This window comes from Pelomonas sp. SE-A7 (assembly GCF_030345705.1).
GTDB lineage: Bacteria > Pseudomonadota > Gammaproteobacteria > Burkholderiales > Burkholderiaceae_C > JAUASW01.
Genome location: NZ_JAUASW010000001.1, coordinates 175531 through 200287 on the forward strand (window position 1 = coordinate 175531; position 24757 = coordinate 200287).

Annotated in this window: 27 protein-coding genes and 1 tRNA gene; 14 read left to right on the plus strand and 14 right to left on the minus strand. The window is 67.1% G+C overall.

Going from position 1 to position 24757, the window contains the following annotated elements; genetic code table 11:
* Window positions 1–160 precede the first annotated feature (160 nt).
* Window positions 161–796 (minus strand): Smr/MutS family protein, encoded by a 636-nt coding sequence (locus QT382_RS00805; RefSeq protein WP_289252150.1) that lies wholly within the window; start codon window positions 794–796, stop codon window positions 161–163.
* Entirely contained in the window at window positions 793–1467 is a 675-nt protein-coding gene (gene radC / locus QT382_RS00810) for a RadC family protein (protein WP_289252151.1), read from the minus strand. Before radC ends, QT382_RS00805 begins: the two co-directional genes overlap by 4 nt.
* A 48-nt stretch (window positions 1468–1515) precedes the next feature.
* Between radC and QT382_RS00815 the strand changes: the two genes are divergently transcribed.
* From QT382_RS00815 to QT382_RS00835, 5 genes are all read left to right on the plus strand, one after another.
* Window positions 1516–1959, plus strand: coding sequence for an FKBP-type peptidyl-prolyl cis-trans isomerase (locus QT382_RS00815; RefSeq protein ID WP_289252152.1), 444 nt, complete (start codon window positions 1516–1518; stop codon window positions 1957–1959).
* A complete protein-coding gene (gene ispH / locus QT382_RS00820) occupies window positions 1959–2945 on the plus strand; it encodes a 4-hydroxy-3-methylbut-2-enyl diphosphate reductase (protein ID WP_289252153.1) in 987 nt (328 codons plus the stop codon). Before QT382_RS00815 ends, ispH begins: the two co-directional genes overlap by 1 nt.
* Window positions 2946–3032: 87 nt before the next feature.
* Window positions 3033–4328 (plus strand): serine--tRNA ligase, encoded by a 1296-nt coding sequence (gene serS, locus QT382_RS00825; protein WP_289252154.1) that lies wholly within the window; start codon window positions 3033–3035, stop codon window positions 4326–4328.
* 71 nt (window positions 4329–4399) lie between these two features.
* Window positions 4400–4490 (plus strand) — tRNA-Ser (locus QT382_RS00830).
* A 296-nt stretch (window positions 4491–4786) separates the two neighbouring features.
* Complete coding sequence (locus tag QT382_RS00835) at window positions 4787–6220, plus strand: hypothetical protein (protein WP_289252155.1); 1434 nt, start codon at window positions 4787–4789, stop codon at window positions 6218–6220.
* A 123-nt stretch (window positions 6221–6343) separates the two neighbouring features.
* On the opposite strand, the gene gcvA is transcribed toward QT382_RS00835, so the two are convergent.
* A complete protein-coding gene (gene gcvA / locus QT382_RS00840; protein ID WP_289252156.1) occupies window positions 6344–7267 on the minus strand; it encodes a transcriptional regulator GcvA in 924 nt (307 codons plus the stop codon).
* 154 nt (window positions 7268–7421) lie between these two features.
* On the opposite strand from gcvA, the gene QT382_RS00845 reads away from it, so the two are divergent.
* Both QT382_RS00845 and QT382_RS00850 read left to right on the plus strand, forming a co-directional pair.
* Window positions 7422–7670 carry a DUF2917 domain-containing protein gene (locus tag QT382_RS00845; protein ID WP_289252157.1) on the plus strand — a complete coding sequence of 83 codons (249 nt, stop codon included), beginning with the start codon at window positions 7422–7424 and terminating at the stop codon, window positions 7668–7670.
* Window positions 7670–8248, plus strand: coding sequence for a GNAT family N-acetyltransferase (locus tag QT382_RS00850; protein WP_289252158.1), 579 nt, complete (start codon window positions 7670–7672; stop codon window positions 8246–8248). Before QT382_RS00845 ends, QT382_RS00850 begins: the two co-directional genes overlap by 1 nt.
* A gap of 3 nt (window positions 8249–8251) precedes the next feature.
* Here QT382_RS00850 and QT382_RS00855 read toward each other — a convergent pair whose 3' ends face one another.
* From QT382_RS00855 to QT382_RS00875, 5 genes are read right to left on the minus strand one after another with little or no spacing between them, the layout of a single operon-like run.
* Window positions 8252–9022 carry an ABC transporter ATP-binding protein gene (locus QT382_RS00855; RefSeq protein ID WP_289252159.1) on the minus strand — a complete coding sequence of 257 codons (771 nt, stop codon included), beginning with the start codon at window positions 9020–9022 and terminating at the stop codon, window positions 8252–8254.
* Window positions 9012–9794: an ABC transporter permease gene (locus QT382_RS00860; RefSeq protein WP_289252160.1), complete on the minus strand. Its 783-nt coding sequence runs from the start codon at window positions 9792–9794 to the stop codon at window positions 9012–9014. Before QT382_RS00860 ends, QT382_RS00855 begins: the two co-directional genes overlap by 11 nt.
* Window positions 9791–10243, minus strand: coding sequence for a cupredoxin domain-containing protein (locus QT382_RS00865; RefSeq protein ID WP_289252161.1), 453 nt, complete (start codon window positions 10241–10243; stop codon window positions 9791–9793). The genes QT382_RS00860 and QT382_RS00865 overlap by 4 nt, the downstream gene beginning before the upstream one ends.
* Entirely contained in the window at window positions 10240–10821 is a 582-nt protein-coding gene (locus tag QT382_RS00870) for an SCO family protein (protein WP_289252162.1), read from the minus strand. Before QT382_RS00870 ends, QT382_RS00865 begins: the two co-directional genes overlap by 4 nt.
* A gap of 10 nt (window positions 10822–10831) precedes the next feature.
* Window positions 10832–11878 carry an ABC transporter substrate-binding protein gene (locus tag QT382_RS00875; RefSeq protein WP_289252163.1) on the minus strand — a complete coding sequence of 349 codons (1047 nt, stop codon included), beginning with the start codon at window positions 11876–11878 and terminating at the stop codon, window positions 10832–10834.
* 490 nt (window positions 11879–12368) lie between these two features.
* Between QT382_RS00875 and QT382_RS00880 the strand changes: the two genes are divergently transcribed.
* On the plus strand, window positions 12369–12617 hold the full coding sequence (locus QT382_RS00880) for a hypothetical protein (RefSeq protein ID WP_289252164.1): 249 nt from the start codon (window positions 12369–12371) through the stop codon (window positions 12615–12617).
* A gap of 21 nt (window positions 12618–12638) precedes the next feature.
* On the opposite strand, the gene QT382_RS00885 is transcribed toward QT382_RS00880, so the two are convergent.
* Entirely contained in the window at window positions 12639–13076 is a 438-nt protein-coding gene (locus tag QT382_RS00885; RefSeq protein ID WP_502929801.1) for a DsrE family protein, read from the minus strand.
* A gap of 124 nt (window positions 13077–13200) precedes the next feature.
* Here QT382_RS00885 and QT382_RS00890 point away from each other — a divergent pair, with 124 nt between their 5' ends.
* Together QT382_RS00890 and QT382_RS00895 are read left to right on the plus strand one after the other, a co-directional pair.
* Window positions 13201–14298 (plus strand): sensor histidine kinase, encoded by a 1098-nt coding sequence (locus tag QT382_RS00890; RefSeq protein ID WP_289252165.1) that lies wholly within the window; start codon window positions 13201–13203, stop codon window positions 14296–14298.
* The gene (locus QT382_RS00895) at window positions 14295–15101 is read left to right on the plus strand and encodes a LytR/AlgR family response regulator transcription factor (protein WP_289252166.1); all 807 of its coding nucleotides are present in this window, start codon (window positions 14295–14297) and stop codon (window positions 15099–15101) included. Before QT382_RS00890 ends, QT382_RS00895 begins: the two co-directional genes overlap by 4 nt.
* A 23-nt stretch (window positions 15102–15124) precedes the next feature.
* Here the strand turns inward: QT382_RS00895 and QT382_RS00900 are convergent, their stop codons facing one another.
* The 5 genes from QT382_RS00900 to kynB form a co-directional block, all read right to left on the minus strand.
* Window positions 15125–15340 carry a hypothetical protein gene (locus QT382_RS00900; protein WP_289252167.1) on the minus strand — a complete coding sequence of 72 codons (216 nt, stop codon included), beginning with the start codon at window positions 15338–15340 and terminating at the stop codon, window positions 15125–15127.
* Between the two features lie 131 nt (window positions 15341–15471).
* Complete coding sequence (locus QT382_RS00905) at window positions 15472–17283, minus strand: aminopeptidase P family protein (RefSeq protein ID WP_289252168.1); 1812 nt, start codon at window positions 17281–17283, stop codon at window positions 15472–15474.
* Between the two features lie 54 nt (window positions 17284–17337).
* Entirely contained in the window at window positions 17338–18189 is an 852-nt protein-coding gene (gene kynA, locus QT382_RS00910; RefSeq protein WP_289252169.1) for a tryptophan 2,3-dioxygenase, read from the minus strand.
* Window positions 18186–19490, minus strand: a complete 1305-nt coding sequence (kynU, locus tag QT382_RS00915) for a kynureninase (protein ID WP_289252170.1) — start codon at window positions 19488–19490, stop codon at window positions 18186–18188. The genes kynA and kynU overlap by 4 nt, the downstream gene beginning before the upstream one ends.
* Before the next feature lies 1 nt (window position 19491).
* Complete coding sequence (gene kynB / locus QT382_RS00920) at window positions 19492–20115, minus strand: arylformamidase (protein ID WP_289252171.1); 624 nt, start codon at window positions 20113–20115, stop codon at window positions 19492–19494.
* A 198-nt stretch (window positions 20116–20313) separates the two neighbouring features.
* On the opposite strand from kynB, the gene QT382_RS00925 reads away from it, so the two are divergent.
* From QT382_RS00925 to QT382_RS00940, 4 genes are read left to right on the plus strand one after another with little or no spacing between them, the layout of a single operon-like run.
* Window positions 20314–22659 carry a bifunctional salicylyl-CoA 5-hydroxylase/oxidoreductase gene (locus tag QT382_RS00925; protein WP_289252172.1) on the plus strand — a complete coding sequence of 782 codons (2346 nt, stop codon included), beginning with the start codon at window positions 20314–20316 and terminating at the stop codon, window positions 22657–22659.
* Complete coding sequence (locus QT382_RS00930; RefSeq protein WP_289252173.1) at window positions 22656–23405, plus strand: SDR family NAD(P)-dependent oxidoreductase; 750 nt, start codon at window positions 22656–22658, stop codon at window positions 23403–23405. Before QT382_RS00925 ends, QT382_RS00930 begins: the two co-directional genes overlap by 4 nt.
* On the plus strand, window positions 23402–23911 hold the full coding sequence (locus tag QT382_RS00935) for a MarR family winged helix-turn-helix transcriptional regulator (RefSeq protein ID WP_502929802.1): 510 nt from the start codon (window positions 23402–23404) through the stop codon (window positions 23909–23911). The genes QT382_RS00930 and QT382_RS00935 overlap by 4 nt, the downstream gene beginning before the upstream one ends.
* Window positions 23908–24756 carry an enoyl-CoA hydratase family protein gene (locus QT382_RS00940; RefSeq protein ID WP_289252174.1) on the plus strand — a complete coding sequence of 283 codons (849 nt, stop codon included), beginning with the start codon at window positions 23908–23910 and terminating at the stop codon, window positions 24754–24756. Before QT382_RS00935 ends, QT382_RS00940 begins: the two co-directional genes overlap by 4 nt.
* Window position 24757: the final 1 nt, after the last annotated feature.

The window sequence follows — 24757 nt, forward strand, 5'->3', positions numbered from 1 at the left end:
TGGGTTGAAGAAGAAGGACTGCATGAAACGGCCAGGCCAGACTAGGCCCGAACTGACGCGGACGCAAGCCTCCCAAAGGCGGGCTTTTGGCGAGTCGGCAACTGAGGGTTTGCCGCGATAGGGCAGGGGCCGGCGGCCGGCCCAGAATGGGCGTCGAAGCTCAGCCGAGCAGGACCATCAGGGCACCGGCGCCGCCGTCGCTGCCCCGGGCCTGGACGAAGGCCAGCACTTCGTTCTTCTGCACCAGCCAGCGCCGCACCCGCGACTTCAGCACCGGCTCACGCCCGGGTGAACCATGGCCCTTGCCATGCACCACGCGCACGCAGCGCAGTCCGCGCCGGGCGGCCTCGTGGACGAAATGCCCCAGCGCATCCCGGGCCTGGTCGCGGCGCAGGCCATGCAGGTCGATCTGCGCCTGCAGCGCCCAATGACCTCGGCGCAGCTTGCGCACCACCTCGAGGCTGATCTCCGGGCGGCGGAAGGACAGTGATTCATCGGTTTCAAGCAGACTCTCAACGTCGAAGTCGTCCGACAAGGCCTGTAGCAGCACGGCCTTCTCGTCGGCTTCGCGCTGCCGCGGTTCCGGGGCCGGCGGCTGGCTGGGGTGCTCGTAGCGGTTCGAGCGGGCGAGCGGCGTGACCGGTCCTATGCTCAGCTCGAACACGCGCTTTTCCTGGTCGGCCAGGCGCAGGGCTGCAGCGAGGCGCTCGGCCCGTTCTTCCTCCAGCTTGCGGCGCAGCGCCAGCTCGCGCTGCAGCTGCTTCAGGTCGGCCAGCCCCAGGGCCTCGCGCTTCACAGCAGGCCTCGTTCGGCAAAGGAGACGACAGCTCCCTGGCCGACCACCATGTGATCCAGCACCCGCACGTCCAGCAGGCCCAGGGCCTTTTGCAGCGCCTGGGTCAGCATCTCGTCGGCGCGTGAAGGCTCGGCCACGCCGGACGGGTGGTTGTGGGCCAGGATGACGGCGGCCGCCCCCAGCTCCAATGCGCGCTTGGCGACTTCTCTGGGGTAGACCGAGGTCTGGCTCAGGCTGCCGCGGAACAGGGTTTCCAGCGCGATCAGCCGGTGCTGGCTGTCGACGAACAGGACCGCGAACACCTCGTGGGCCAGCTCGGCCAGATGCAATTGCAGGTAGCGCTTGACCTGGTCCGGCGAATCCAGGACCGGCCGTTGCCGCAGCTCGCACTGCAGCGAGCGACGGGTGATCTCCAGCACCGCGGCGATCTCCGCGCGCTTGGCGGGGCCCAGCCCTTTGACGGCTGCCAGCGCCTTGGCGTCGGCGCCGAGCAGGCCGGGCCAGCCGTCGAACTGGTCCAGCAGGTCCTGGGCCAGTTGCAGCACCGGCCGACCCTGGGCGCCGGTGCGCAGCAAGAGGGCCAGCAACTCGGCATCGGCCAGGGCCGCGGCTCCGCGCTCGAGCAGCTTCTCGCGCGGGCGGGCGGGCTTGGGCAGCTGGTCCAGGGGCATGGCGGGAGGGCCTTAAAATCCGCGCAGTCTATCCAAGCTGCTCCCACCGTGAATCTTGTCCAGCCCGGCTCCTTCCTCACCCTGCATTACCGGCTTTCCGGCCCGGATGGGGGCGAGCTGATCAACACCTTCGACGACAAGCCAGCCACGTTGTCGCTGGGCACGGGCGAACTGGCGCCGGCCATCGAGGCCCGCCTGCTCGGCCTGGCCGAGGGCTCGCACACCCGCTTCGAACTGGCGCCCGGCGAGGCCTTTGGCGAGCGCAATGCCGAGCTGCTGCAGCGGGTCAAGCTGGCCCTGCTGCGCCGGCTGGGCGATCCGGACGAGGAATACAAGGTCGGCGACGTGGTGCAGTTCCCGACGCCGGACGGGCAGGGCGCATATGCCGGCCTGATCCGCGAAGTCGGCGAGGACTGGCTGCTGTTCGACTTCAACCATCCGCTGGCCGGCCAGCCGGTGAGCTTCGAAGTCCAGCTGATCGGGGTGCTGTGATGAGCGATCTGACGCTGAACCAGGCCCCTGAGGAAATCGTGCTGGCCGAGCCGCGCGGATTCTGCGCCGGCGTGGACCGGGCCATCGAGATCGTGGAGCGTGCGCTGATCAAGTTCGGCGCCCCCATCTACGTGCGCCACGAAATCGTGCACAACACCTATGTGGTCAACGACCTGAAGGCGCGCGGTGCGATCTTCATCGAAGACCTGGCCGAGGTGCCCGCCGGCGCCACCCTGGTGTTCAGCGCTCATGGCGTCAGCCAGGCGGTGCGCAAGGAAGCGGCGGCACGCGGCTTCCAGGTCTTCGACGCCACCTGCCCGCTGGTCACCAAGGTCCATGTGGAAGTGGCCAAGCTGCACAAGGAAGGCTACGAGTTCATCATGATCGGCCACAAGGGGCATCCCGAGGTCGAGGGCACGATGGGCCAGCTCAGCAGCGGCATCTATCTGGTCGAAGAGGCCTCGGACGTGCCGCATGTGCGCGTCAACGATCCGTCCAAGCTGGCGGTGGTGACGCAGACCACGCTCAGCGTGGACGATGCGGCCGAGATCCTGGCGGCGGTGAAGCAGCATTTCCCGCTGGTGCGCGAGCCCAAGAAGCAGGACATCTGCTACGCCACGCAGAACCGCCAGGACGCGGTCAAGGTGCTGGCGCCGCAGGTCGACGTGGTCGTGGTCGTGGGCAGCCCCACCAGTTCCAACAGCAACCGGCTGCGCGAGCTGGCCGAGCGGTTGGGCACGCCGGCCTACATGGTCGATGCGGCCGAGGACCTGAAGCCCGAATGGCTGGACGGCCGTTCACGCGTGGGCCTCACCGCCGGGGCTTCGGCGCCTGATGTGTTGGTGCAGGCCGTGATCGCCAGGCTGCGGGCCTTCGGCGCCACGGCGGTGCGCAAGCTCGAAGGCGTGGAAGAGCATGTGCGCTTTCCGCTGCCGCTGGGCCTGGGCGACAAGTCCATGGCCGAGGTCAGCAGTTCCCGATCTTGACGCCTGGCGATCGCTCTTGTCCGCGGCGCCCTCGTTGGCGCCGCTTTGGCTTCTTAGAATCCCGTCGAAATCAAGGAACGAATTCCCATGCTTGACATCACCCTGCTGCGCAAGGACCTGGACGCGGTCGTTGCGCGCCTCCAGACCCGCAAGAATCCCCAGGCCTACCTCGACGTCGAGCGCTTCTCGGCCCTGGAGGCCGAGCGCCGCGCCGTGCAGGTGCGGACCGAGGAGCTGCAGGCCCGCCGCAACAGCCTGTCCAAGCAGATCGGCATGGCCAAGAGCAAGGGCGAAGACGCCTCGGCCCTGATGGCCGAGGTCGGCGGCATAGCCGATGAGCTCAAGGCCAGCGCCGAGCGCCTGGATGTGATCCAGGCCGAGATGAGCACCATGCTGATGAGCGTGCCCAACCTGCCGCACGAGAGCGTGCCGGTGGGCGCCGACGAGACCGGCAATGTGGAAGTGCGCCGCTGGGGTACGCCGCGCCAGTTCGACTTCGAGCTCCGCGACCATGTGGACGTGGGCGCTCCGCTGGGCCTGGACTTCGACACAGGTGCCAAGCTCAGCGGCTCGCGCTTCAGCTTCCTCAAGGGCCCGATGGCCCGGCTGCATCGCGCGCTCGCCCAGTTCATGCTAGACGTGCAGACCAGCGAGCACGGCTACACCGAGTGCTACACGCCCTACATCGTCAACCGTGAGGTGCTCGAGGGCACGGGCCAGTTGCCCAAGTTCAAGGAAGACATGTTCTGGGTGCTGCGCGGCGGTGACGATGATGCGGCCGAGCAGTACCTGATCTCGACCTCGGAAATCTCGCTGACCAACACCGTGCGCGAGCAGGTGCTGGACGCTGCGGTGCTGCCGATCAAGCTGACCGCCCACAGCCCCTGCTTCCGCTCGGAAGCGGGCAGCGCCGGACGCGACACCCGCGGCATGATCCGCCAGCACCAGTTCGACAAGGTCGAGATGGTGCAGATCGTCCAGCCCGAGCACAGCTACGAGGCGCTGGAAGAGATGGTCGGCCATGCCGAGGCCATCCTGCAGAAGCTGGGTCTGCCATACCGTGTGATGAGCCTGTGCACCGGCGACATGGGCTTCGGCGCGGCCAAGACCTACGACCTCGAGGTCTGGGTGCCGGCGCAGGGCGTCTACCGCGAGATTAGCTCCTGCTCGAACTGCGAGGGCTTCCAGGCTCGCCGCATGCAGACGCGCTTCAAGAACGCGCAGGGCAAGAACGAGCTTGTCCATACGCTGAATGGTTCCGGCCTGGCCGTGGGCCGCACGCTGGTGGCCGTTCTGGAGAACTATCAGAACGCCGATGGCAGCGTGACCGTGCCCGAGGCTCTGCGTCCTTACCTGGGTGGTGCAGAAATTCTTCGCGCCTGACGTCGAGAAGCTGAAAAAGCCCGCTATACTTGCGGGCTCAACTCGCTGCAGACCACGCGAGTGCCGAACCTGGAGAGGTGGCAGAGTGGTCGAATGTACCTGACTCGAAATCAGGCGTGCGGTATCCCCGCACCGTGGGTTCGAATCCCACCCTCTCCGCCACTATGAGAACCGACCCCCTAGGGGGTCGGTTTCTTTTTGCCCGCTCGGGTCGAGCGCGGGCATTCATCGCCAATAGTTGCTACGGGTTGAGCAAGCTGCAACAGACCGATCGAGTCCCGCCGTAGCGCCGTCCTCCGTGAGATCGCAAGGGGTACCCGCTGGCATCCATGCAACGGTAGGCAAAAATTTGACCCAGCGAAGGGCGAAGGTGAGAGACTCCCCCCGGCTCTGCGCCAGTTGCCGGGCAAATTCGGCATCGATTCATGTGGCAACAACAGTTTGTGGAGTAACTCTTCATGAATAAGTTCCCGATCAAGTCTTGTGCTCTGGCTATTGCGTCGATTTGCGCATCGGCTGCTTTCGCCGGCACGATCACGCTGCCTGCTACGTCGACCAAGTACGCGGTTGAGTCGCTGGTCGGTACGACCGACATCACGCTGCCGACCATCCGTTACCAAATGGGCGTTGCACGTACCACGGCTCAGGACTTCACCGTGATCGTCAAGCCGACCGCCGGCGCCACGTTCACTGCTGCCAGCTGCACGGCCGCTCTGCCGACGATCACGCTGGGTGGCGCTGCCACCGGCGCGTTCACGCCGACCATCAAGCGCGCCAGCACCACGGAATGCGCCTATGAAGTCGACGTGACGACGGCCTTCTCGGGCCCCGCCGGCGCGGACCTGGTCTCGCTGAACTTCCCCGGCCTGGTGCTGGACACCCACACGCTGAACATCGCTGGCAACACCGGTGGCGTGACCGTTGGTCTGTGGGACCTGGGTGAAACCGCTCGCATCGACAACTCGGCTGACGTGACCGCCACGGCTGCTCTGTCGGGCAACGCGCTGACCCTCACCGCTTCGTCGGACACCGCCACGACCGCTGACGTGAACAACACGAACGGCCCGCTGTATGGTTTCGTCGCCGGTGGCGCTGCCCCGGTCGATACCACCTCGGTGGCCTCTGCAAAGATCACCGTCAACAACAACAGTGGTGCCACCACCTGGCTGAAGCCAGATGGCGCCACGGCATGGGAGTTCACGGTTGACGGTACGTCGTTGGCAGTGACCATCTCCGGCACGAATTTCACCGGCCTGCATGCCACGACGCCGGTCACGGTGACGCCGACTGCCGGCGCTGCCCCGACGGTGACGACCGGCGCAAGCTCGGCTACGTTTACTCTGTTGCCGGCCAACTTCAACGCGGCGAACACGGCCCAGGACGTGATTGTCAACATGACTGCCGCTGGCAACACCTCGCTGGGCACCAGCCGCAGCTTCGGTGTTTCGGTTCTGGCCGACGTGGTCACGGGCGCTGACGAAACCCTGGCCGGTGGCAACACCAGCTGGTGGACCTGGACGGCCAATGCTGTCCAACTGTCGGCCCCTTACTTCTCGACCGACAACGGCGCCGGCGTGGTGACCAGCTTCATTTTCCAGAACGTGGGACCTGCAACGGTGTATTCGGCATCTTGTCAGGCTGAAACCGGCAAGACGGTGACGGCAGGCACAGCGGCCACTGGCAACTTGGCAGCAGGTCAGACCGTGATCGATGCCAAGGACGTGTGCTCGTTCAGCGCCGGTATCCGTGGTTCCGTGACCTTCACGATCAATGCACCGGTCGCGAACATCAAGGGAACCTACAACTTGAGCCTTAACGGTGGCGCCGCGGCCTTCCTGCCCATGCAGCGTCCGTACGGCAACAACAATACGTCGAACGGCAGCTCCTTCTGAGCAGGTAGCTGCAGGGGGCGACCGACCTTCGCTCGACTCTTGCCGTTGCATGCGGGCACCTTCCGGTGCCCGTTTTTCATCGAGTGTCCGCGAGGTGCAGGGGGGCTGTGCTTCGGTACCGCCTCAGGCGCGCGTGGCCACGGCCTGTTCAAGTAGCCACTGCTCGAAGGCACGCACGGCGGGCCGGCTGCGTGAGGCGAGATCGACCATGAGCTGGTAGGCGCGCGGCGAGGCGACCTGTGCATCAAAGGGCGTGACGAGCTGGCCGTTGGCCAAAAGCGCATCGACCAAGGGGCGACGGCCTATGGCCACACCCTGGCCGGCTACCGCCGCTGCGATCGCCTCGGCATAGGAGGTGAAGCTCAGCTTGGCGGCCGGACGCAGATCGACCAGGCCCCAGGCCTGCAGCCACGGCTCCCATTCACCGGGGATGCCGCTGACGTCGCTGTCCATGGCCAGGTGCAGCAGGGTGTGCCGGGCCAGGTCTGACGGCTGCCGCAAGGGCTGTTCCAGTTCGGCGGTCAGCCGCGGGCTGCAGACCGGCACCATCGCTTCTTCGAACAGTCGCTGACCACCGGAGCGACCAATCGGCAGATAGCGGATTGCCAGGTCGAAGCCCTCGGCCGCCAGGTTGCGGTTGTCCAGCGTGGCGTCCATGCGGACGTCGATGCCGGGGTGGGCCCGGGTGAAGGCGGTCAGCCGCGGGATCAGCCAGAGCGAGGCAAAGCCGGGTGTGGTCGTCAGCGCCAGCATTTCGCGCTGCTGCGGCGTGCGCAGCTCGCGGACCGTGCCTCGCAGCGTGCTCAAGGCGCTTGTGCAGGAAGCGAGCAAGCGCTGACCTTCGGCTGTCAGCACCAGGGCGCGGTGCTTGCGGGTGAACAGCGTCAGGCCCAGTTCCTCTTCCAGGGCCCGCATCTGCCGGCTGACGGCCGACTGTGTGACGAAACGCTCGGTGGCCGCCTTGGTAAAGCTCAGATGCCGGGCTGCGGCTTCGAAAGACAGCAGCAGGTCCAGTGGCGGCAAACGGTCCAAGGGCTTGTTTTGCATGCGCTGAAGGAATGCGAGATGTTCCGAGGATTCGTTTGAAGCATGCCCGACGGGCTGCCAATATTCGTCGCAAGCAGGCCAATGTGCAAGACCCGTTGCCCCGGCCTGCAGCATGCCAATCCCGCATGCATCGCACCTGACCGAGGAGCTCCTCATGCTGATCCAAGCCACCCGCACCCAACTGCAGCTCGCCAAGGGCCAGAGCACGCGTCTGACGGAAGCCGCCCATGCGCGCCTGTCCAGCGCCGGCGGCACGCTCTGGGTGACCATAGACAACGACCGCCGCGACCTGGTGCTCGAAGCCGGCGAGGGCCTGGATGTGGACGGCAGCGAGCCCATCATAGTCAGTGCCCTGGGTGGCCCGGCCGTGCTGGACCTGCGCCCCAGCTGCGCGAGTGCCTGATGGACGCCCGGCTGCTGCAGGCCAACGCCCAGGCGATACGCCCGGAGTTGCTGCGCCTGCGTCCGGATCGGGCCGTGCTGCTGCGGGCGATCACACCGCAGGATGCGGTTGCCGAGCAGGCCTTTGTCGGCGAGGGCCTGTCTCTGATCTCCAGGCATCAGCGCTTCCATGTCGGCCTGCCGCGGCTGAGCCCCACGCTGCTGCGGCTGATGATCGAGGTCGACCAGCGTGAGCATGTAGCCCTCGTTGCGCAGGAGCTGGCACCCTCCGATGCCGAGGCATCTGGATTCGTGGCCACCGAACGTATCGTCGCCGATGCCCGCTTCGTGCGTGACCCAGCCCGGCCGGACGAGGCCGAGTTCGCGCTGGCGGTGGCCGATGCCTGGCAAAGCCTGGGCCTGGGCCGCACGCTGATTGCGCGCCTCGCGACGCATGCCCGTGCTCAGGGCATACGGGCCCTGGTCGGTGACGTGCTGGCCGACAACCGCCGCATGCAGGTGCTGATGCGTGGCCTGGGCGCCCAGGTGCTGGCCAACCCGCAGGGGCCTCAGCTGGTCAAGGTCCGTTATCCGGTCTGAGGCTCAGAGCCCCAATTCCTTCAGCAGCGTTTCGCGCAGCGCCTGTGCTTCAGGGCTGGCGAGGCGACGCGGATGCGGCAGATCGATCTTGAAGCTGGCCTGGATGGCCGTGGGCCGTGGCGACAGCACGAGCACGCGGTCCGCCATGTAGATGGCCTCTTCGACGTCGTGCGTGATCAGCAGCACCGTGTGCCGTTCCTCGGCCAGGATGCGCAAGAGCTCGTTGCGCATCTTCATGTTCATCAGCGCATCCAGCGCCGAGAAGGGCTCGTCCAGGTAGAGCACCTCGGGCTTGACGATCAGGGCCCGTGCCAGCTCCACGCGCTTGAGCATGCCGCCGGACAGCTCGTGCGGATAGGCACCCTCGAAGCCCTTGAGCCCGACCATCTCGGCATAGTGATCCGCCAGCGCGGCGCGCTCGGCGTGCTGTTCGCCGTGGTCCTCGTCGTTGAGGCCGAACATCAGGTTCTGCTGCACGGTCAGCCATGGGAAGACCGAACCATGCTGGGAGATGACGATCCCCTTGGGGCTCGGGCCTTTCACCTCGTCGCCGTCGATGCGCACCGCGCCGCCATCGGGCTTCTCGAAGCCGGCGATCAGGTTCATCAGCGTCGATTTGCCGCAGCCCGAGGGGCCGACGATGGCGACGAACTCGCCGTCTTCGACCTCGAGGCTGACGCCGGCGATGACTGGCAGAGCTTCACCGCGAGCCGAGGCAAAGCTCTTGCGAATGGCGTCGATGACGATCTTGGGTTTCTTGTTCTTATCGGACATAGCGCCACCGCACGGTTTTCAGTCGCTCGAGCAGGCGGGTCGCGCCGTCGAGCAGCAGGCCAATCAGGCCGATGATGATCATGCTGGCGATCACCAGGTCGTAGCGGTTGCCGGCGTTGCGCGAGTCCATGATCAGGTAGCCCAGGCCCGAGCGCAGCGCAATCATCTCGGCCGCCACCACCACCAGCCACGCCACGCCAATACCTATGCGCATGCCGACGATGATCTCGGGCAGCACGGCCGGAATCACCACGCGACGGAACAGCACGGTGCGCGACACGCCGAAGTTGGCCGCCGCCCGCAGGTAACGCCGCTCTATGGTGTGAACGCCCGAGGTGGTCTGCACGATCATCGGGAACACCGAGGAAATGAAGATCAGGAAGATCGGCGACAGGTCGCCGACGCCGAACCACAGGATGGCCAGCGGAATCCAGGCGATGGGCGAGATCGGCCGGAGCATCTGGAAGATCGGATTGAGCGTGCGGTAGGCCCCGGCCACCCAGCCCATCCACAGGCCCAGCGGAATCGCCACCGCGACCGCCAGGCCGAAGCCCAGGCCGACGCGATAGAGCGAGGCCGTGATGTGCTCCCACAGCGTGCCGTCCTGGGCCAGCTCCAGCGTGCCGGTGACGACCTGCCAGGGCGTGGGGAAGATGGGGCTTTCGGAGGCAGCGACGACCCACCACCAGACGCCGATGACGATGGCAATGACCGCCAGCGGCGGCAGGAGGCGGGCCGGCAGCGACCCCGCCTGGGAGGAGCGACTCGTCATGTGCGTAATTCGCCTTGCAGTTGTCGAAGCCAGTGACTCATGCGCCAGCGCAGCCTTTCCAGACCCTGGGCCGGCGGCGGCGCGACCACCACGCTCATCTGGCCGCTGGCGTGGGCGGTGCAGGCGAAGCTGTAGGTGGAGGCGACCTCGAAGGGCAGGCGAAAGCTCTGGCCGGGCATGATCAGCGCCGGGCCGAAGACCTGGGGCACCTCGTCGCGGTTGCGCAGCAGCAGCACGTCCTTGACACCCAGCCTGAGGTGCAGCGTGTCGGGCAGGATCTCGACCGCATCGCCGGCCATGCGGCGCTTCCAGGTGCCGGCCGGGATCTCGAACAGCTGTTCCCGTGCCTCGGGTGCCGGCATGTCGATGGGTGCGAGCGCCGCCCAGCCGGCCAGCGACAGCAGAGAAACGGCGAGGCCTGCCGCCAGCAGAGCGAAGCTGCGCTTCACTTGGCGGCCAGCAGCAGCTGGAGGTCGTGGACGAAGTCGGCGGCCTTGCGGCCATAGGGCATCAGGGCGCGCAGCCGGCCCTCGCGGTCGATCAGATAGACCGAGGTCGAGTGGTTCATGCCGTAGCCGCCTGCGCTCTGGCCCACCTTGGTCGCCATCACGCCATAGTCGCGCCGCAGACTCTCCAGCACGGCCGGCTTGCCGGTGCCGCCGACGAAGCTGGCATCGAAGGCGCCCAGGTATTGGCGGATGCGCGCCAGGTCATCGCGTTCGGGGTCCACGGTCACGTAGACCACCTGGACCGAAGCGGCCTTCGCACCCAGCGACTTGCGTGCCTGGGCCAGCGTGGCCAGCGTGGTGGGGCAGACCTCGGGGCAGTTCGTGAAGCCGAACACCAGCAGCACCAGCTTGCCGCGGTAGCGCGAGAGCCTGAGCTCCTGGCCATCCGAGCCGCTGAGCGAGAACTCGGGCGCTGCATGCGGCGGGTCGAACACACCGGCCTTCAGCGCGGGGGCGGCAACCAGGGTGAGAGAGGCCAGGCAAAGCGCCAGGCCGGCGAGGGCGCGCATGATCGTCATGACGGCGACCTCAAAGCAGGATGGCCGAAGCCTTGGCGGCACGCGCAAAGCTCTCGTCCACGTATTTCTCGTAGGCCACCGGTGCCTTCAGGGTGCCGGCATCCATGGACAGCTGCATCAGCTCGTCGAACTCGGCGCGGATCATGCGCAGGTCGCCATAGGTCACGCGGTCGGTCGGGTTCTCCATCACGAAGCGGATGATGTTGGGGTCCTGATTGAAGAACTTGCGGCCGGCCGCAATGGCCACGGCCTTCTCGCGGTTGGCCTGCTGCTGGTCCAGCCACTGGCCGGCGCCCAGTACGGTGTTGACCAGGTCCTGGACCATGGGCCGGTTCTCGCGCACCAGTTCCTCGCGCACGGTCAGCACGCAGCAGATGTAGTTGCGCCATTCGTCGCGGGTCATGCGCAGCACCCGGGCATAGCCGGCACGCTGGGCGGCGGCACCGAAGGGCTCGCCGGTGCAATAGGCATCCACTGCCTTGGCATACAGGGCCGCCGGCATGTCGGGCGGCGGCATCTCGACGATCTGCAGGTCCTTGGGCGACATGCCTTCCAGCGCCAGCATCTTGCGCAGGAACAGGAAGTCCACCGCGAAGCGGCTGGGGATGGCGATGCGCTTGCCGGTCAGGTCCTTGAACTTCTTGTAGGGCGAATCGGTTCTGACCATGATCACCGCACCCGAGCGATGGCCCAGCGAGACGATCTTGACCGGGATCTTCTTGTCCGCCAGGTCCATCACCAGCGGCGCCAGCATGTAGGCCGCCTGGATGCGCCCGGTCATCAAGGACTCCTTGATCTCGGGCCAGCCGTTGTACTTGCTGAACTCGTAGTCGTACTTGGGGCCGCCGCTCTTGTCGGCCGCATTGGCCGCCCCCCTGGCCATGCAGGCCACGGGCAGGGTCAGGTTGCAGGTGACAGGCAGGCCGCCCACTTGCAGGGGCTTGGCGGCGGCCCGGGCTGCGCTGCTGGCTCCCAGCATTGGGAGGCCGGCGGCCAGGGCGCGCTGCAGCAGCAGGCGGCGGTCGGGGTCGGGAAGAGAGGGCGGAGCGGGAAACATCGGAACTGCTGGGGCCGCGGACCCCCGGATTCTGGGCCAGACCCGGCCTTCGCCGAATCGGCATTTGCGCGGGGCGGCCTCGGGGTCCATGGGCGATTGAAGGCCCCCGCGCCGCCGTGATCTATTGCCGACCGCGAGAGCATTGATTGATTTAATGCGAATTGCTTGAAAATTCCATTGAATGATCGATTTGATTGATTTATAGTTCGACGCATTCACAGCCCAGCGCAGGCTGCGCCTCGAGGCCCAACCCGAGGCGATATAGAACTCCTGGGGAGGAGGCGGCTGCTGCAGCGATATTTGAGCGCGCGGCCGGGTATTGCGGCAGGCCCGTCCAGTGCCAAGTGCACACTGCGGACGGCCTGCCGCGAGTTACCGATGCCTCCACTAGCCAGTGGAGGGGCTCCCACCAAATGGTGATACGGCAGCCCAGGCCGGCGGCGCAAAGTGCGGCTCTCGCGGCAGCAGTTCAGCCGCTCAGGAGCCGGACATGCATTTCCAAGAAGTCGATGCGGGCGACTACCGGATCTACGCCGGCGCCGTCGAAAGGCCCAGGGCCTATGGCTATGTGGCCGCCGTGGTCGTGATGCGGGTAAGGGGCGACAAATCCCGCCGCGAAACCTACAGAGACGAATCGCTGGCCGGCGGCTTCGCCTGGTCCACGCCGGCCGAGGCCTTGCGCTTTGCCGTCAATGCCGGCCGCGACGTGGTGATGTGCGGCGCCCTGGCTCATGCCTGAGCCAGCAGGGGGCGCTTCAGCTTAGGGGCGGATGTAGGCGTAGCCCTGGCGCTGCAATTTGGCCAGGCGCACCACGCCGGAGGGCGTGAACTGGGCCTCGACGATGAACTGCTCCTTCTTGAGGCTGCGGTTCTTCAGCGTGATCTCGCAGACCTCGAACTTCACGCCCCGACCGACCAGCTCCTGCACCGCGATCTCGTAGGGGTTGCCGTTGCGGTCCTTGGCGTCCTGCATCAGGAAGTCCACGCCCTGGGCATGGGTCACGACGGTGATCTTGGCGCTGGGATCGGTGTCCAGGTGGTTCTTGATGTTGCGCAGCCCGCCCAGCGCCTGGCTGGCGGTATCGCTGATGTGATAGACCACCTGGTCGGGGCCGGCGGCTTGGGCTTGGGCGGACAGGGGCAGGGCCAGGGCGGCCAGGCTCATCAGGGCGAACAGGAATTTGCGAATCGACGACATGGTGCACAGCTCCAGGTGGGGTGCTGCATTGTGCTTCGCCGTTCAAGGGCGGCAAACCGTCATTCGTCGCCTGCCGGCCGCTCCTGGCTTGGACCGGCCAGCGCCAGTGGTTACGCTCGCGGCCATGAGTTCCAGTCACCCGGTCCTGCCTGTGCCCGTTCCCAGCCATAGAGAGGCCTGGGGCGGGTTCGTGGCCTCGCTGTCGGCCAAGCGGGTGGCGCTGACGCTGGCCCTGGGCGCGCTGGCCGCCTGCCTGCTGGACCCGATCTTCATCACACCGCTGCCGGTGCTGCTGGGCCGCACCCTGTTCGTGGCCCTGCTGGGCCTGCTGGCGTTTTCTGCCGCCGGCCAATGGCCGCGGCGGCTGCCGCGCTGGATGGCGCGCTGGCTGATGCAGGTCGTGGTCGTTGTGCTGACGGTGCCGGCCGCGACACTGCTGGTCTATCTGGTTTCGGTCGGAGGCGACCTGACGGCGCTGATGCGCAGCGAAGGCCGCTTGCTGGGTTTCTTGTGGATCGCCGGCTCAGGCCTGCTGGTTGCCCCGCTGCTGGCCATGGGGGCGCTCTACCGCCAGCGCGATGCCGAGGCTCGCAACGAGTCTCTGCGCTTCGAGCTGGAACGCAGCGAACTGGAACGTCGCGCGCTCGATGCCCGGCTGCGTGTGCTGCAAGCCCAGGTCGAACCGCATTTCTTGTTCAACACCCTGGCCAATATCCGGGCCCTGGTCGAGACCGGCTCGCCCCAGGCTGCGCCGGTGCTGCGCAGCCTGATCAGCTACTTGCGTGCCGCCATGCCGCGCCTGCACGACGAGACCTCGAGCCTGGCCGACGAGCTGGGCCTGGTGCGGGCCTATCTGGAGCTGATGCACCTGCGCATGCCCGACCGCCTCAGCTACATGATCGAACTGCCCGAGCCGCTGCAGCGCCTGCGCTTCCCGCCCATGGCCCTGCTGACCCTGGTCGAGAACGCGGTGCGGCATGGCATAGACCCAAGCGAGGTCGGCGGCCGCATCGAGCTCGGTGGAGAAACCCGGCCCGGTGGCCTGGTGCGGATCTGGTGCAGCGACAGCGGCGTGGGCCTGACCCAGTCGGTCGGCTCAGGCACCGGCCTTCGCAATCTGCGCGAGCGGCTGAAGATGTTCTACGGCGACTCCGCCCGCCTGGACCTCACTGAAAATCAACCGCACGGCCTGCGCGCCGTGATCGAGTTTCGACCCCAATGAGCCGCCTGCCCACCGCCTTGATCGCCGATGACGAACCGCTGCTGCGCGACAGCCTGGAGCGCTCGCTGGCCCGCCATTGGCCCGAACTGCAGGTGCTGGCCCAGGCCCGCAACGGCCGTGAGGCCGTGGAGCTTTTCGAGCAGTTCCGGCCCGATGTGGTCTTCCTGGATGTGCACATGCCAGGCCTGAATGGCGTGGAAGCCGCCCGCCAGATCGGCCGCCGGGCGCAGCTGGTGTTTGTCACGGCCTATGAGCAGTACGCGGTCCAGGCCTTCGAGCAGGGGGCGCTGGACTACCTGGTCAAGCCCTTCGAGGAACAGCGCCTGGCCGACACCATAGGCCGGCTGCGTGAGCGCCTTGCCGACACGCCCGCGGCCGGAGCACCGCTGAGCGCGAGCGTTCTTGAAGCGGCGATTGAGCAGCTGGCTGACGTTCTGCGCCGGCCGGCGGCCAGCGCCTCGTCCTCAAGCGGCGAGGGCCATCTGCAGTGGGTGCGGGCCTCGGTGGGCCAGACGCTGAAGCTGATTCCGGTGGACCAGATCGACTTCCTGCGTTCGGACGAGAAATACACCCTGGTGGTCTGGGCCGAGGGCGAGGCCCTGATAAGGATGTCGATCCGCGAGTTGATCGAACAGCTGGACCCCAAGTACTTTGCCCAGGTCCACCGCTCGGTGGTGGTGAACCTGCGCTCGGTGAGCCACCTGACGCGCGGCCCGAACGAGACGGCCGACATCCATCTGCGCGGCCGCTCGGAAGTGCTGCCGGTCAGCCGCAGCTACCTGCACCTGTTCCGGCAGATGTGAGCTGGCGAGAAAGCTACTGGCCGTCAGCGACTGGGCTGGCCGGTGACCACCACCTTGTCGAGTTGCAATACCGTCACGCCGACTTCGATGGCCTTGACCATGGCGATGGTGGCGACGACGACCACGGCGATCATCAGCGCACTGTGCAACCAGCTGTCAGAAAAGCGGTGCACATAGCTCTTGATCATGTGTTCGGCGCGCCAGCGGCGGGCGGCGGTAAGAAGTGTCTGGCTGTCCATGACCGGCTCCTTGCTGCTGCGGGCCGCGCAAGCGGCGACCACGCCACAAGTCTAGGTGCCAGTGCAGGGCGCTTCCAGGCGAGTCAAGGCGAGGAAATCGCCTTTCGTCGCCCGTTTTCCGCGCTTTTCCTTCAGATCGCTTCGGTGCGGGCCTGCAGCCAGGCAAGAGCCGGCCCCGAGACCAGCGGGCTCAGGCGGCGGCGCACCTCGGCGTGGTACTGGTTCAGCCAGGCGGCTTCGTCCGGGCGCAGCAGGGCCAGGTCTATGCAGCGCGTGTCGATCGGGCACAGTGTCAGCGTCTCGAAGGCCAGCATGTCGCCGAACTGACCCTGCTCCGGCGTTTCCAGCGCCACGTTCAGCACCAGGTTCTCGATGCGCACGCCCCATTGGCTCGGCCGGTAGATGCCCGGCTCGATCGAGGTGATCATGCCCGGCTCCATGGCCATGGCGGCCTCCGGCACCGCCTTGGAAATGCTCTGCGGGCCTTCATGCACATTCATGAAATAGCCGACGCCATGGCCGGTGCCATGGCCGTAGTCCAGTCCATGGGCCCACATGGGCGCGCGGGCGATGGCGTCCAGCATCGGGCTCAAGGTGCCGCGCGGGAAGCAGGTGCGCGACAGGGCCAGCGTGCCCTGCAGCACCAGGGTGTAGTCGCGCTTCTGCGCGGCGCTGACCTGGCCAATCGGCCAGACCCGGGTGATGTCGGTCGTGCCGCCGAGGTACTGGCCGCCGGAGTCGATCAGCAGCAGGCCGTCGCCCTTAATTTCGCTGTGCGATTCTTCGGTGGCGCGGTAATGGGGCAGGGCGCCGTTGGCATTGAAGCCGGCGATGGTGTTGAAGCTCAGGCCGACGAAGCCCGGGCGGCGGGCGCGCGCGGCCGAGAGATGCTCGTCCACGGTCAGCTCGGTGATGCGCTCGCCGGCGGCCAGGGCGGCCTCGAACCAGGCATAGAACTCGCACATGGCGGCGCCGTCCTGCTCCATGGCCTCACGCACATGGACCGCCTCTTCCAGGGTCTTGCGGCTCTTGGCCAGGGTGCTGGGGTTGATGGACTCGACCACCTTGACGCCGGCCGCCACCGCCTCGCGCAGGCCCAGGGTCACGCGGCGCGGATCGACCAGCAGGGTCGCGGATGCAGGCAGGGCCGACAGGGCGGCCGGTGCCTGCTCATAGGCGGCCAGCTTGACGCCATCGGCCGCCAGGCGGGCCTGCAGTGCCGCATCGATCTTGCCGGGGGCCAGGAACAAGGTGGCCTGCTGGCCGTCCAGCAGCAGGTGGGCCATGAAGACCGGGTTGTAGCTGACGTCGGCGCCGCGCAGGTTCAGCAGCCAGGCTACGTCATCGACGGTGGAGATGAAATGGTGGCTGGCGCCGCGCGCGGCCATGGCGGCACGCACCTGGGCCAGCTTGTCGGCCCGGCTGACGCTGGCCTGCGGCGGCAGGTGTTCGTAGACCGGGGCGGTGGGCAGGTCGGCGCGGTCCTGCCAGCTGCTGGCGATCACATCGACGCCGGTGTTCAGCTTCAGGCCGGCGGCGGTCAGCGCAGCGCGGATCTGCTGGGCCAGGGCCAGGCCCAGCACCTGGCCATCGACCGCCAGCGTCTGGCCGGCGGGCAGCTTGGCGACCATCCAGTCGATGTAGTTGGAGGCGGCGGCCGTCATCACTTTGATCAGCTCGATGCCGGTGCCGGCCAGCTCGGCCTCGGCCTGGGTCCAGTAGCGGCTGTCGGCGAACAGGGCGGCGCCGTCCAGGGTCACGACCAGCGTGGCCACCGAGCCGGTGAAGCCCGAGGCCCATTGGCGACCCTGCCAGCGGTCCGGCAGGTACTCGGAGAGATGCGGATCGGCCGAGGGGATCAGGGCGGCGTGGCAGCCGGCGGCGCGCAGGGCGTCGCGGATTCGTTCCAGGCGCAGCGTGATCGTGTGGGTGCGGGTGTCCATGTCGGCTCTCTCTCTCTCCGGGCTTGTGGCTTGGGGGCGAAAGCGCCAATTTTCCTATAGCTCGGTCCGCAGGGCCCAAAGTTCAGGGAACAGCACCACATCCAGCATCTTGCGCAGGTAGCTGACACCGCCGGTGCCGCCGGTGCCGCGCTTGAAGCCGATCACCCGTTCGACCGTGGTGACATGGCGAAAACGCCAGAGCCGGAAGGCGTCTTCCAGGTCCACCAGTTCCTCGCCCATCTGGTACAGGTCCCAGTGGTTCTTGGGGTCGCGGTAGACCACCAGCCAGCCCGCCTTGACCTCGTCGCTGGCCGCATAGGCTTGCGTCCAGTCACGCTGCGTGTGGCTCTCGGGCATGGCAATGCCGCGCCGGACCATCAGGCGCAGAACCTCGTCGTACAGCGAGGGCGACTGGTAGGCGGCCTGCACCTGGTTGAGCAAATCGGGCCGGTGGGCATGGGGCTTGAGCATGGCCGGGTTCTTGTTGCCCAGCATGAATTCGATCTCGCGGTACTGCCAGCTCTGGAAGCCGCTGCTGTTGGAGAGATAGGGCCGGATCGCCGTGTACTCGGGTGGCGTCATCGTCGACAGCACATCCCAGGCGTGGACCAGCTGCTCCATGATGCGCGAGACCCGCGCCAGCATCTTGAAGGCCTCGGGCAACTGGTCGGCCGCCACGCAGGCCACGGCGCCGTGCAGTTCGTGCAGCATCAGCTTCATCCACAGCTCCGAGGTCTGGTGCTGGATGATGAAGAGCATCTCGTTGTGCTCGGGCGAGAGCGGCTTCTGGGCCGTGAGGATCTGGTCCAGTTGCAGGTAGTCGCCGTAGCTCATGTCCTTGGAGAAGTCGAGCTGGGCGCCTTCGTCCTTCACGATGGACTCGGTGGGGTGGTGGGGACAGCTCATGTCACGGCGCCTTGCTTGTTGAACTCGGGGCGGCGCCATTCCTCTGTCGTCAGCACCGCATGTAGATGCTCGACCGCATCGAACACGTCGGCGAAGCCGACATAGAGCGGCGTGAAGCCGAAGCGCAGGATGTGGGGCAGGACCTCCAGACGGGCCGGATCGCCGGCACGGAAGTCGCCGATCACGCCGCGGGCTATCAGCGCCTGCATCACCGCATAGCCGGCCTCGTGCAGCGGCGCCTCCAGGCTCAGGCAGACCTGGCTGCCGCGCCGGGCTGCGTCGCGAGGCGATGCCAGGCGTACACCGAGCACGCCGCAGCGCTCTTCGGCCAGCTCGATGAAGCACTCGCAAAGCGCCACGGACTTGCGCCGCAGCGCCGCCATGCCACCGAGCGGCTCGGCTGCCAGCACCGTGTCCACGCCGCATTCCAAGGCCGCCATCGAGAGGATGGGCGGCGTGCCGCAGATGTAGCGCTGGATGCCGGGCGCCGGCTGGTAGTCGGGCGTGAACTGGAACGGCGCCGCATGGCCCAGCCAGCCGGACAGCGGCTGCCAGAAGCGGTCCGCGTGGCGCGGATTCACCCACACGAAGGCCGGCGCGCCGGGGCCGCCGTTCAGGTACTTGTAGCCACAGCCTATGGCGAAGTCGGCCTGGGCTGCGTTCAGATCGACTGGAATCGCGCCGGCCGAATGCGCCAGGTCCCAGACCGTCAGCGCCCCCGCCGCATGGGCGGCTGCAGTCACCGCCGCCATGTCATGCATGTAGCCGGTGCGGTAGTTGACCTGGGTGAGCATCAGCACGGCCGTGCTGTCGTTCAAGGCCGCTGGCAGTTCTTCCACGGCGGCTATCAGCTTCAGCTCGAAGCCATGCTGCCGGGCCAGGCTCTCGGCGATGTAGAGATCGGTGGGGAAGTTGCTGCGCTCGGAGACGATGGTGCGGCGCTGCGGCGAAGCATCGCGGGCCACCATCTGCAGCGCCGCCGCCAGCACCTTGTAGAGGTTCAGCGAGGTCGAATCGGCGACCACGCATTCACCGGGCCAGGCGCCTATCAGCCGGGCGATCTTGTCGCCTATGCGGCCGGGCAGGTGGATCCAGCCCGCGGTGTTCCAGCTCTTGATCAGGTCGCGGCCCCATTCCTGCGCAAGCACCTGCTGCACCCGTGCCGCGGTCTCGCGCGGCAGCACGCCCAGCGAATTGCCGTCCAGGTAGATCAGGCCCTCGGGCAGTTCGAACTGATGGCGCAGTTCACGCAGGCTGTCCTCGGCGTCGAGGACTTCGCAGTCTTGTCTCGTGGTCGTCATTTCAGAGTTCTCTCAGGATGGCCCGCACCGGCGAGGCGCAGGCGCCGGCCAGCTTCAGCGGCAGGGCAATCAGTTCGTAGTCGCCCTCGGGCACTTCGTCCAGCACCAGGTTCTCCAGCACCCGCAGGTCCAGGCGCAGGAGCTGCTGGTGGCTGTCCAGGCTCTTGCTTGAGGCGGGGTCCACCGAGGGCGTGTCCAGGCCGATGAGGCGCACACCTTGCGAGGCCAGCCATTCGACGGTCTCGGGCGCATAGGCCGTGAAGTCGGGGTTCCAGCGCTCGTCGGCCTTCTCGCAGCAGCGCACCAGCACGCGGGGCGGCAGATTGGCCGCTGCATGCTGCAGATGCTCGATGCGTATCAACGGTCCGCAGTGGATCGCATGGATCACGCGGCAGGGGCCCAGGTAGGCATCGAGCGCCACCTCGGCCGTGCTCGGCTGGCCGTCGCCGTAGTGCAGCGGCGCGTCGGCATGGGCGCCCACATGGGGCGACATGGTGATCGCGCTCAGGTTGACCGGGCAGTCCGGCGAAAGCCGTGCGGTCCAGCGCAGCGAATAGGGCTCGTCACCCGGAAAGATCGGTGCGTCGGGCGAGACCAGCGGTGAGATGTCCCAGAGGCGAGGCATGGTGGGCGGGCAGGCAAGGGCAGGAAAAATTCGGGGCGGACCTTAGCGCGGCCGGGCTGGTCGTGGTGTCGGTTAATTCCAACGGGCTGTCAAGCCGCCCCTGGTCATGGTGGCCGGGTTTGCATGTATTTGACACTTCAACTATCGATGCCTAAAGTTCGTCGCATTCCTGAACCCCTGAGCGGCGAGCATCGACCCATGCGCATCTGCTGTATTGGCGGCGGCCCGGCCGGCCTCTATTTCGCCCTGCTGATGAAGAAGCAGGACCCGGCACACCAGGTGGTGGTGCTGGAGCGCAACCGCGCCGGCGACACCTTCGGCTGGGGCGTGGTGTTCTCGGACCAGACCCTGGCCGCGCTGCGCGAGGCCGATCCGCAGACCGCCGACGAGATCCTCGACGCCTTCAACCACTGGGACGACATCGCGGTCCACATCGAGGGCCGCCGCATCGTTTCCGGCGGCCACGGCTTCTGCGGTATTGGCCGCAAGAAGCTGCTGGACATCCTGCAGCGCCGCTGCGTCGAGCTGGGCGTGGAAATCCGCTACGAGCAGGATGTGCAGGACGACGCCGGGATCGAGGCCGACCTGATCATTGCGGCCGACGGCCTGAACAGCCGCATCCGCCAGAAGTACGCCGCCAGCTACCTGCCCGACGTGGACCTGCGCCAATGCCGCTTCGTCTGGCTGGGCACGAACAAGCTGTTCGACGCCTTCAGCTTCGACTTCCAGAAGACCGAATGGGGCTGGTTCCAGGCCCATGCCTACAAGTTCGACGACCAGACCTCGACCTTCATCGTCGAGACGCCCGAGGAAGTCTGGCGCGCCGCCGGCCTGGAGGACATGAGCAAGGAAGAGGGCATCGCCTTCTGCGAGAAGCTGTTCGAGCAGGTGCTGGGCGGCGAAAAGCTGATCTCCAATGCCAGCCATCTGCGCGGCTCGGCGCAGTGGATTCGCTTTCCGCGCGTGGTCTGCAAGACCTGGGTCCACCGCCGTGCCGAGGATGGCGTGCCGGTGGTGCTGATGGGCGATGCGGCCCACACGGCGCATTTCTCGATTGGCTCGGGCACCAAGCTGGCGCTGGAGGATTCGATCGCACTGGCGCATGACATCGCCGCCAGCGGCAACGAGCTCGGCGCAGCACTGGAGGCCTACCAGGCCAGCCGCACGATCGAGGTGCTGCGCATCCAGAACGCGGCGCGCAACTCGACCGAATGGTTCGAGAACGTGGAGCGCCATGCGCGGCTGGACCCCGAGCAGTTCGCCTATTCGCTGCTGACCCGCTCGCAGCGGATCTCGCACGAGAACCTGCGGCTGCGCGACCCGCGCTATGTGGGCGAGTTCGAAAGCTGGCTGGCCGGCCGGTCCGGCGTGGCGGCCCAGGTGCCGCCCATGTTCACGCCCTTCAAGCTGCGCGGCGTCGAGCTCAAGAACCGCGTCGTGGTTTCGCCCATGGCGCAGTACAGCTGCGCGGACGGCTTGGTCGGTGACTACCACCTGGTTCACCTCGGTGCCCGTGCCCTGGGTGGCGCCGGCCTGGTGTTCGCCGAGATGACCTGCACCTCGTCCGACGCCCGCATCACGCCCGGCTGCCCGGGGCTGTGGACCGACGAGCAGGGCGAAGCCTGGCGGCGCATCGTCGAGCATGTGCACGCCAGCAGCAGCGCCAAGATTGCGATGCAGCTGGGCCATGCCGGCCCCAAGGGCTCGACCTGCGTGCCCTGGGAGGGCGCTGGCGAAGACCAGCCGCTGGCTGCAGGCAACTGGCCCTTGCTGGCTGCTTCCAGCCAGCAATACATAGAGGGCGTCAGCCAGACGGCCAAGCCCATGGACCGGGCCGACATGGACCGGGTCCGCGAGGATTTCGTCGCCGCCACCCGCCGCGCCGCGGCCGCTGGCTTCGACTGGCTGGAGCTGCACTGCGCCCATGGCTATCTGCTGTCCAGCTTCATCTCGCCGCTGACCAACCGGCGCACGGACGACTACGGAGGCTCGCTGGAAAGCCGGCTGCGCTACCCGGTCGAAGTCTTCAAGGCCATGCGCGCCGTCTGGCCTGAGGACAAGCCGCTGTCGGTGCGTATCTCAGCCCATGACTGGGCCGAGGGCGGCATCACGCCGGAAGACGCAGTGCAGATCGCCGCGGCCTTCAAAGAGGCCGGCGCCGACCTGATCGATGTGTCCTCGGGCCAGGTCACCAAGGCGCAGAAGCCGGTCTACGGCCGCATGTGGCAGACGCCTTTCTCCGAGAGCATCCGCAACCGCGTGGGCATAGCCACCATCGCGGTCGGCGCGATCTCCGAGGCCGACCATGTGAACTCCATCATTGCCTCGGGCCGCGCCGACCTCTGTGCGGTCGCACGTCCGCATCTGGCCAATCCGGCCTGGACCCTGACCGAGGCCGCGCGCATAGGCTATCGCGGCCCGGTGGGCCTGGATTGGCCGAAGCCATACCTGTCCGGCAAGTCGCAGCTGGAGCGCGAGTTCGAACGCCAGCGCGCCGGCAATGTGGCGGCGGCCGAGCAGGCCAACAAGGCGCTGGGTGTATGAAAGGCAAACGAGCCATCGTCACCGGCGGCGGCAGCGGCATTGGCGCCGCCATTGCCACTTCGCTGCTGGCGGAAGGTGTGCGGGTCACGCTGATGGGCCGCAGCCTGGAGCGGCTGGAGAAGCAGCAGGCCCTGCTGATGGGCGAGGTGGCGATCCAGGTCTGCGACGTCGCCGACGAAGCCAGCGTCAAGGCGGCGTTCGCCGCGGCCGGTGGCGTGGACATCCTGGTCAACAACGCCGGCCAGGTCGAGACCGCGCCGCTGGCCAGGACCTCGCTGGAGACCTGGCAGCGGCTCTTGCAGGTCAACCTGACCGGCACCTTCCTTTGCTGCCGCGAGGCGCTGCCCGGCATGCTGGAGCAGGGCTTCGGCCGCATCATCAACGTGGCCAGCACGGCCGCGCTCAGGGGCTATGCCTATGTGGCGGCCTACAGCGCGGCCAAGCATGGCGTGCTGGGCCTGACCCGTTCGCTGGCGCTGGAGCTGGCGAAGAAGGGCGATCTCACGGTCAACGCGGTCTGCCCCGGCTACACCGAGACCGAGATTGTCGAAAACGCCATCGCCACCATCCAGGCCAAGACCGGCCGCTCGGCGGCTGAGGCCCGCGCCGAACTGGCAGCGAGCAATCCGCAGGGCCGGTTGATACAGCCCGAGGAGGTGGCCGCCGCCGTGCTGTGGCTGGCGCGTCGCGAGAGCGGCTCCATCACCGGCCAGGCGATTGCGGTCAGCGGCGGGGAGACCATGTGATCACCCAGGACCACAGCCCCGACCTGGAATCGCGCGTCAGCGACCAGGACCACCAGGCGCTCCGGCTCTGGCTGCGCCTCCTGGCCTGCACCACGCGCATCGAGGATCAGATCCGCCAGCGCCTGCGCCAGGACTTCGCCACCACCTTGCCGCGCTTCGACCTGCTGGCCCAACTGGAGCGTCATCCCGAAGGCATGACGATGCGCGAGCTGTCGCGACGGCTGATGGTCACCGGCGGCAATGTGACCGGCGTGGTGGACCAGCTGGAGGCCGAGGGTCAGGTCGTGCGCGAGCCGCATGCCACCGACCGCCGCTCGTTCACGGTCAAGCTGACCGCGACCGGCAGGCGCCAGTTCAGGAAATGGGCGGCCACCCATGAGCAATGGGTGGTCGAGCTGCTGGGCGGCTGGAACGCCGAGCAGAAGAGCGAGATCTACACGCTGCTGGCCGGGCTCAAGAGCCATCTGGCGCAGCTGGAACAGGACGAGAGGAAGAGCAACGCATGAGCAGCAGCAACCAACATCTGGCCAGCGGCAACCACCGCAGCCTGCAGGGCTGGCAGCCCGAGCACTTTCTGTGGGAGCAGCGCGGCAGCGTGGGCCTGATCACGCTGAACCGGCCCGAGCGCAAGAACCCGCTGACTTTCGAGTCCTATGCCGAGCTGCGCGATCTGTTCCGCACGCTGAGCTATGTGGACGAGGTCAAGGTCATCGTGGTCCAGGGTGCCGGCGGCAACTTCTGCTCCGGTGGCGACGTGCACGAGATCATCGGCCCGCTGACCCAGATGAGCATGCCCGACCTGCTGGCGTTCACGCGCATGACCGGCGACCTGGTCAAGGCCATGCGGGCCTGCCCGCAGCCGGTGATCTCGTCGATTGACGGCATCTGCGCCGGCGCCGGCGCCATCATCGCCATGGCCTCCGACCTGCGTGTTGGCACGGCCCGCAGCAAGACCGCCTTCCTGTTCACCCGCGTCGGCCTGGCCGGCTGCGACATGGGCGCCTGCAGCCTGCTGCCGCGCATCGTGGGCCAGGGCCGTGCGTCCGATCTGCTGTATTCGGGCCGCTCGCTGGGCGGCGAAGAGGCCTTCAGCTGGGGCTTCCTGAACCGCATGCCCGCGCCGGAGCAGTTGCTTGAAGAGTCGCTGGCCTGGGCCGAGCAGATTGCCGCAGGCCCCAGCTTCGGCCATGCGATGACCAAGAAGATGCTGCACCAGGAATGGGCCATGGGCGTGGACGAGGCCATCGAATCCGAGGCCCAGGCGCAAGCGATCTGCATGATGACCCAGGACTTTCACCGGGCGTACCACGCTTTCGTGGCCAAGCTAAAGCCCGAGTTCAAGGGAGACTGAA

Coding starts and splice junctions, on each gene's coding strand:
- QT382_RS00905 (WP_289252168.1), bottom strand. CDS start 17,283: ATGGACACCCGCACCCACACGATCACGCTGCGCCTGGAACGAATCCGC.
- ispH (WP_289252153.1), top strand. CDS start 1,959: ATGAGCGATCTGACGCTGAACCAGGCCCCTGAGGAAATCGTGCTGGCC.
- QT382_RS00860 (WP_289252160.1), bottom strand. CDS start 9,794: ATGACGAGTCGCTCCTCCCAGGCGGGGTCGCTGCCGGCCCGCCTCCTG.
- QT382_RS00835 (WP_289252155.1), top strand. CDS start 4,787: ATGAATAAGTTCCCGATCAAGTCTTGTGCTCTGGCTATTGCGTCGATT.
- QT382_RS00845 (WP_289252157.1), top strand. CDS start 7,422: ATGCTGATCCAAGCCACCCGCACCCAACTGCAGCTCGCCAAGGGCCAG.
- radC (WP_289252151.1), bottom strand. CDS start 1,467: ATGCCCCTGGACCAGCTGCCCAAGCCCGCCCGCCCGCGCGAGAAGCTG.
- QT382_RS00850 (WP_289252158.1), top strand. CDS start 7,670: ATGGACGCCCGGCTGCTGCAGGCCAACGCCCAGGCGATACGCCCGGAG.
- QT382_RS00930 (WP_289252173.1), top strand. CDS start 22,656: ATGAAAGGCAAACGAGCCATCGTCACCGGCGGCGGCAGCGGCATTGGC.
- QT382_RS00925 (WP_289252172.1), top strand. CDS start 20,314: ATGCGCATCTGCTGTATTGGCGGCGGCCCGGCCGGCCTCTATTTCGCC.
- QT382_RS00895 (WP_289252166.1), top strand. CDS start 14,295: ATGAGCCGCCTGCCCACCGCCTTGATCGCCGATGACGAACCGCTGCTG.
- kynA (WP_289252169.1), bottom strand. CDS start 18,189: ATGAGCTGTCCCCACCACCCCACCGAGTCCATCGTGAAGGACGAAGGC.
- QT382_RS00880 (WP_289252164.1), top strand. CDS start 12,369: ATGCATTTCCAAGAAGTCGATGCGGGCGACTACCGGATCTACGCCGGC.
- QT382_RS00875 (WP_289252163.1), bottom strand. CDS start 11,878: ATGTTTCCCGCTCCGCCCTCTCTTCCCGACCCCGACCGCCGCCTGCTG.
- kynU (WP_289252170.1), bottom strand. CDS start 19,490: ATGACGACCACGAGACAAGACTGCGAAGTCCTCGACGCCGAGGACAGC.
- gcvA (WP_289252156.1), bottom strand. CDS start 7,267: ATGCAAAACAAGCCCTTGGACCGTTTGCCGCCACTGGACCTGCTGCTG.
- QT382_RS00885 (WP_502929801.1), bottom strand. CDS start 13,076: ATGTCGTCGATTCGCAAATTCCTGTTCGCCCTGATGAGCCTGGCCGCC.
- QT382_RS00870 (WP_289252162.1), bottom strand. CDS start 10,821: ATGACGATCATGCGCGCCCTCGCCGGCCTGGCGCTTTGCCTGGCCTCT.
- kynB (WP_289252171.1), bottom strand. CDS start 20,115: ATGCCTCGCCTCTGGGACATCTCACCGCTGGTCTCGCCCGACGCACCG.
- QT382_RS00855 (WP_289252159.1), bottom strand. CDS start 9,022: ATGTCCGATAAGAACAAGAAACCCAAGATCGTCATCGACGCCATTCGC.
- QT382_RS00890 (WP_289252165.1), top strand. CDS start 13,201: ATGAGTTCCAGTCACCCGGTCCTGCCTGTGCCCGTTCCCAGCCATAGA.
- QT382_RS00900 (WP_289252167.1), bottom strand. CDS start 15,340: ATGGACAGCCAGACACTTCTTACCGCCGCCCGCCGCTGGCGCGCCGAA.
- serS (WP_289252154.1), top strand. CDS start 3,033: ATGCTTGACATCACCCTGCTGCGCAAGGACCTGGACGCGGTCGTTGCG.
- QT382_RS00940 (WP_289252174.1), top strand. CDS start 23,908: ATGAGCAGCAGCAACCAACATCTGGCCAGCGGCAACCACCGCAGCCTG.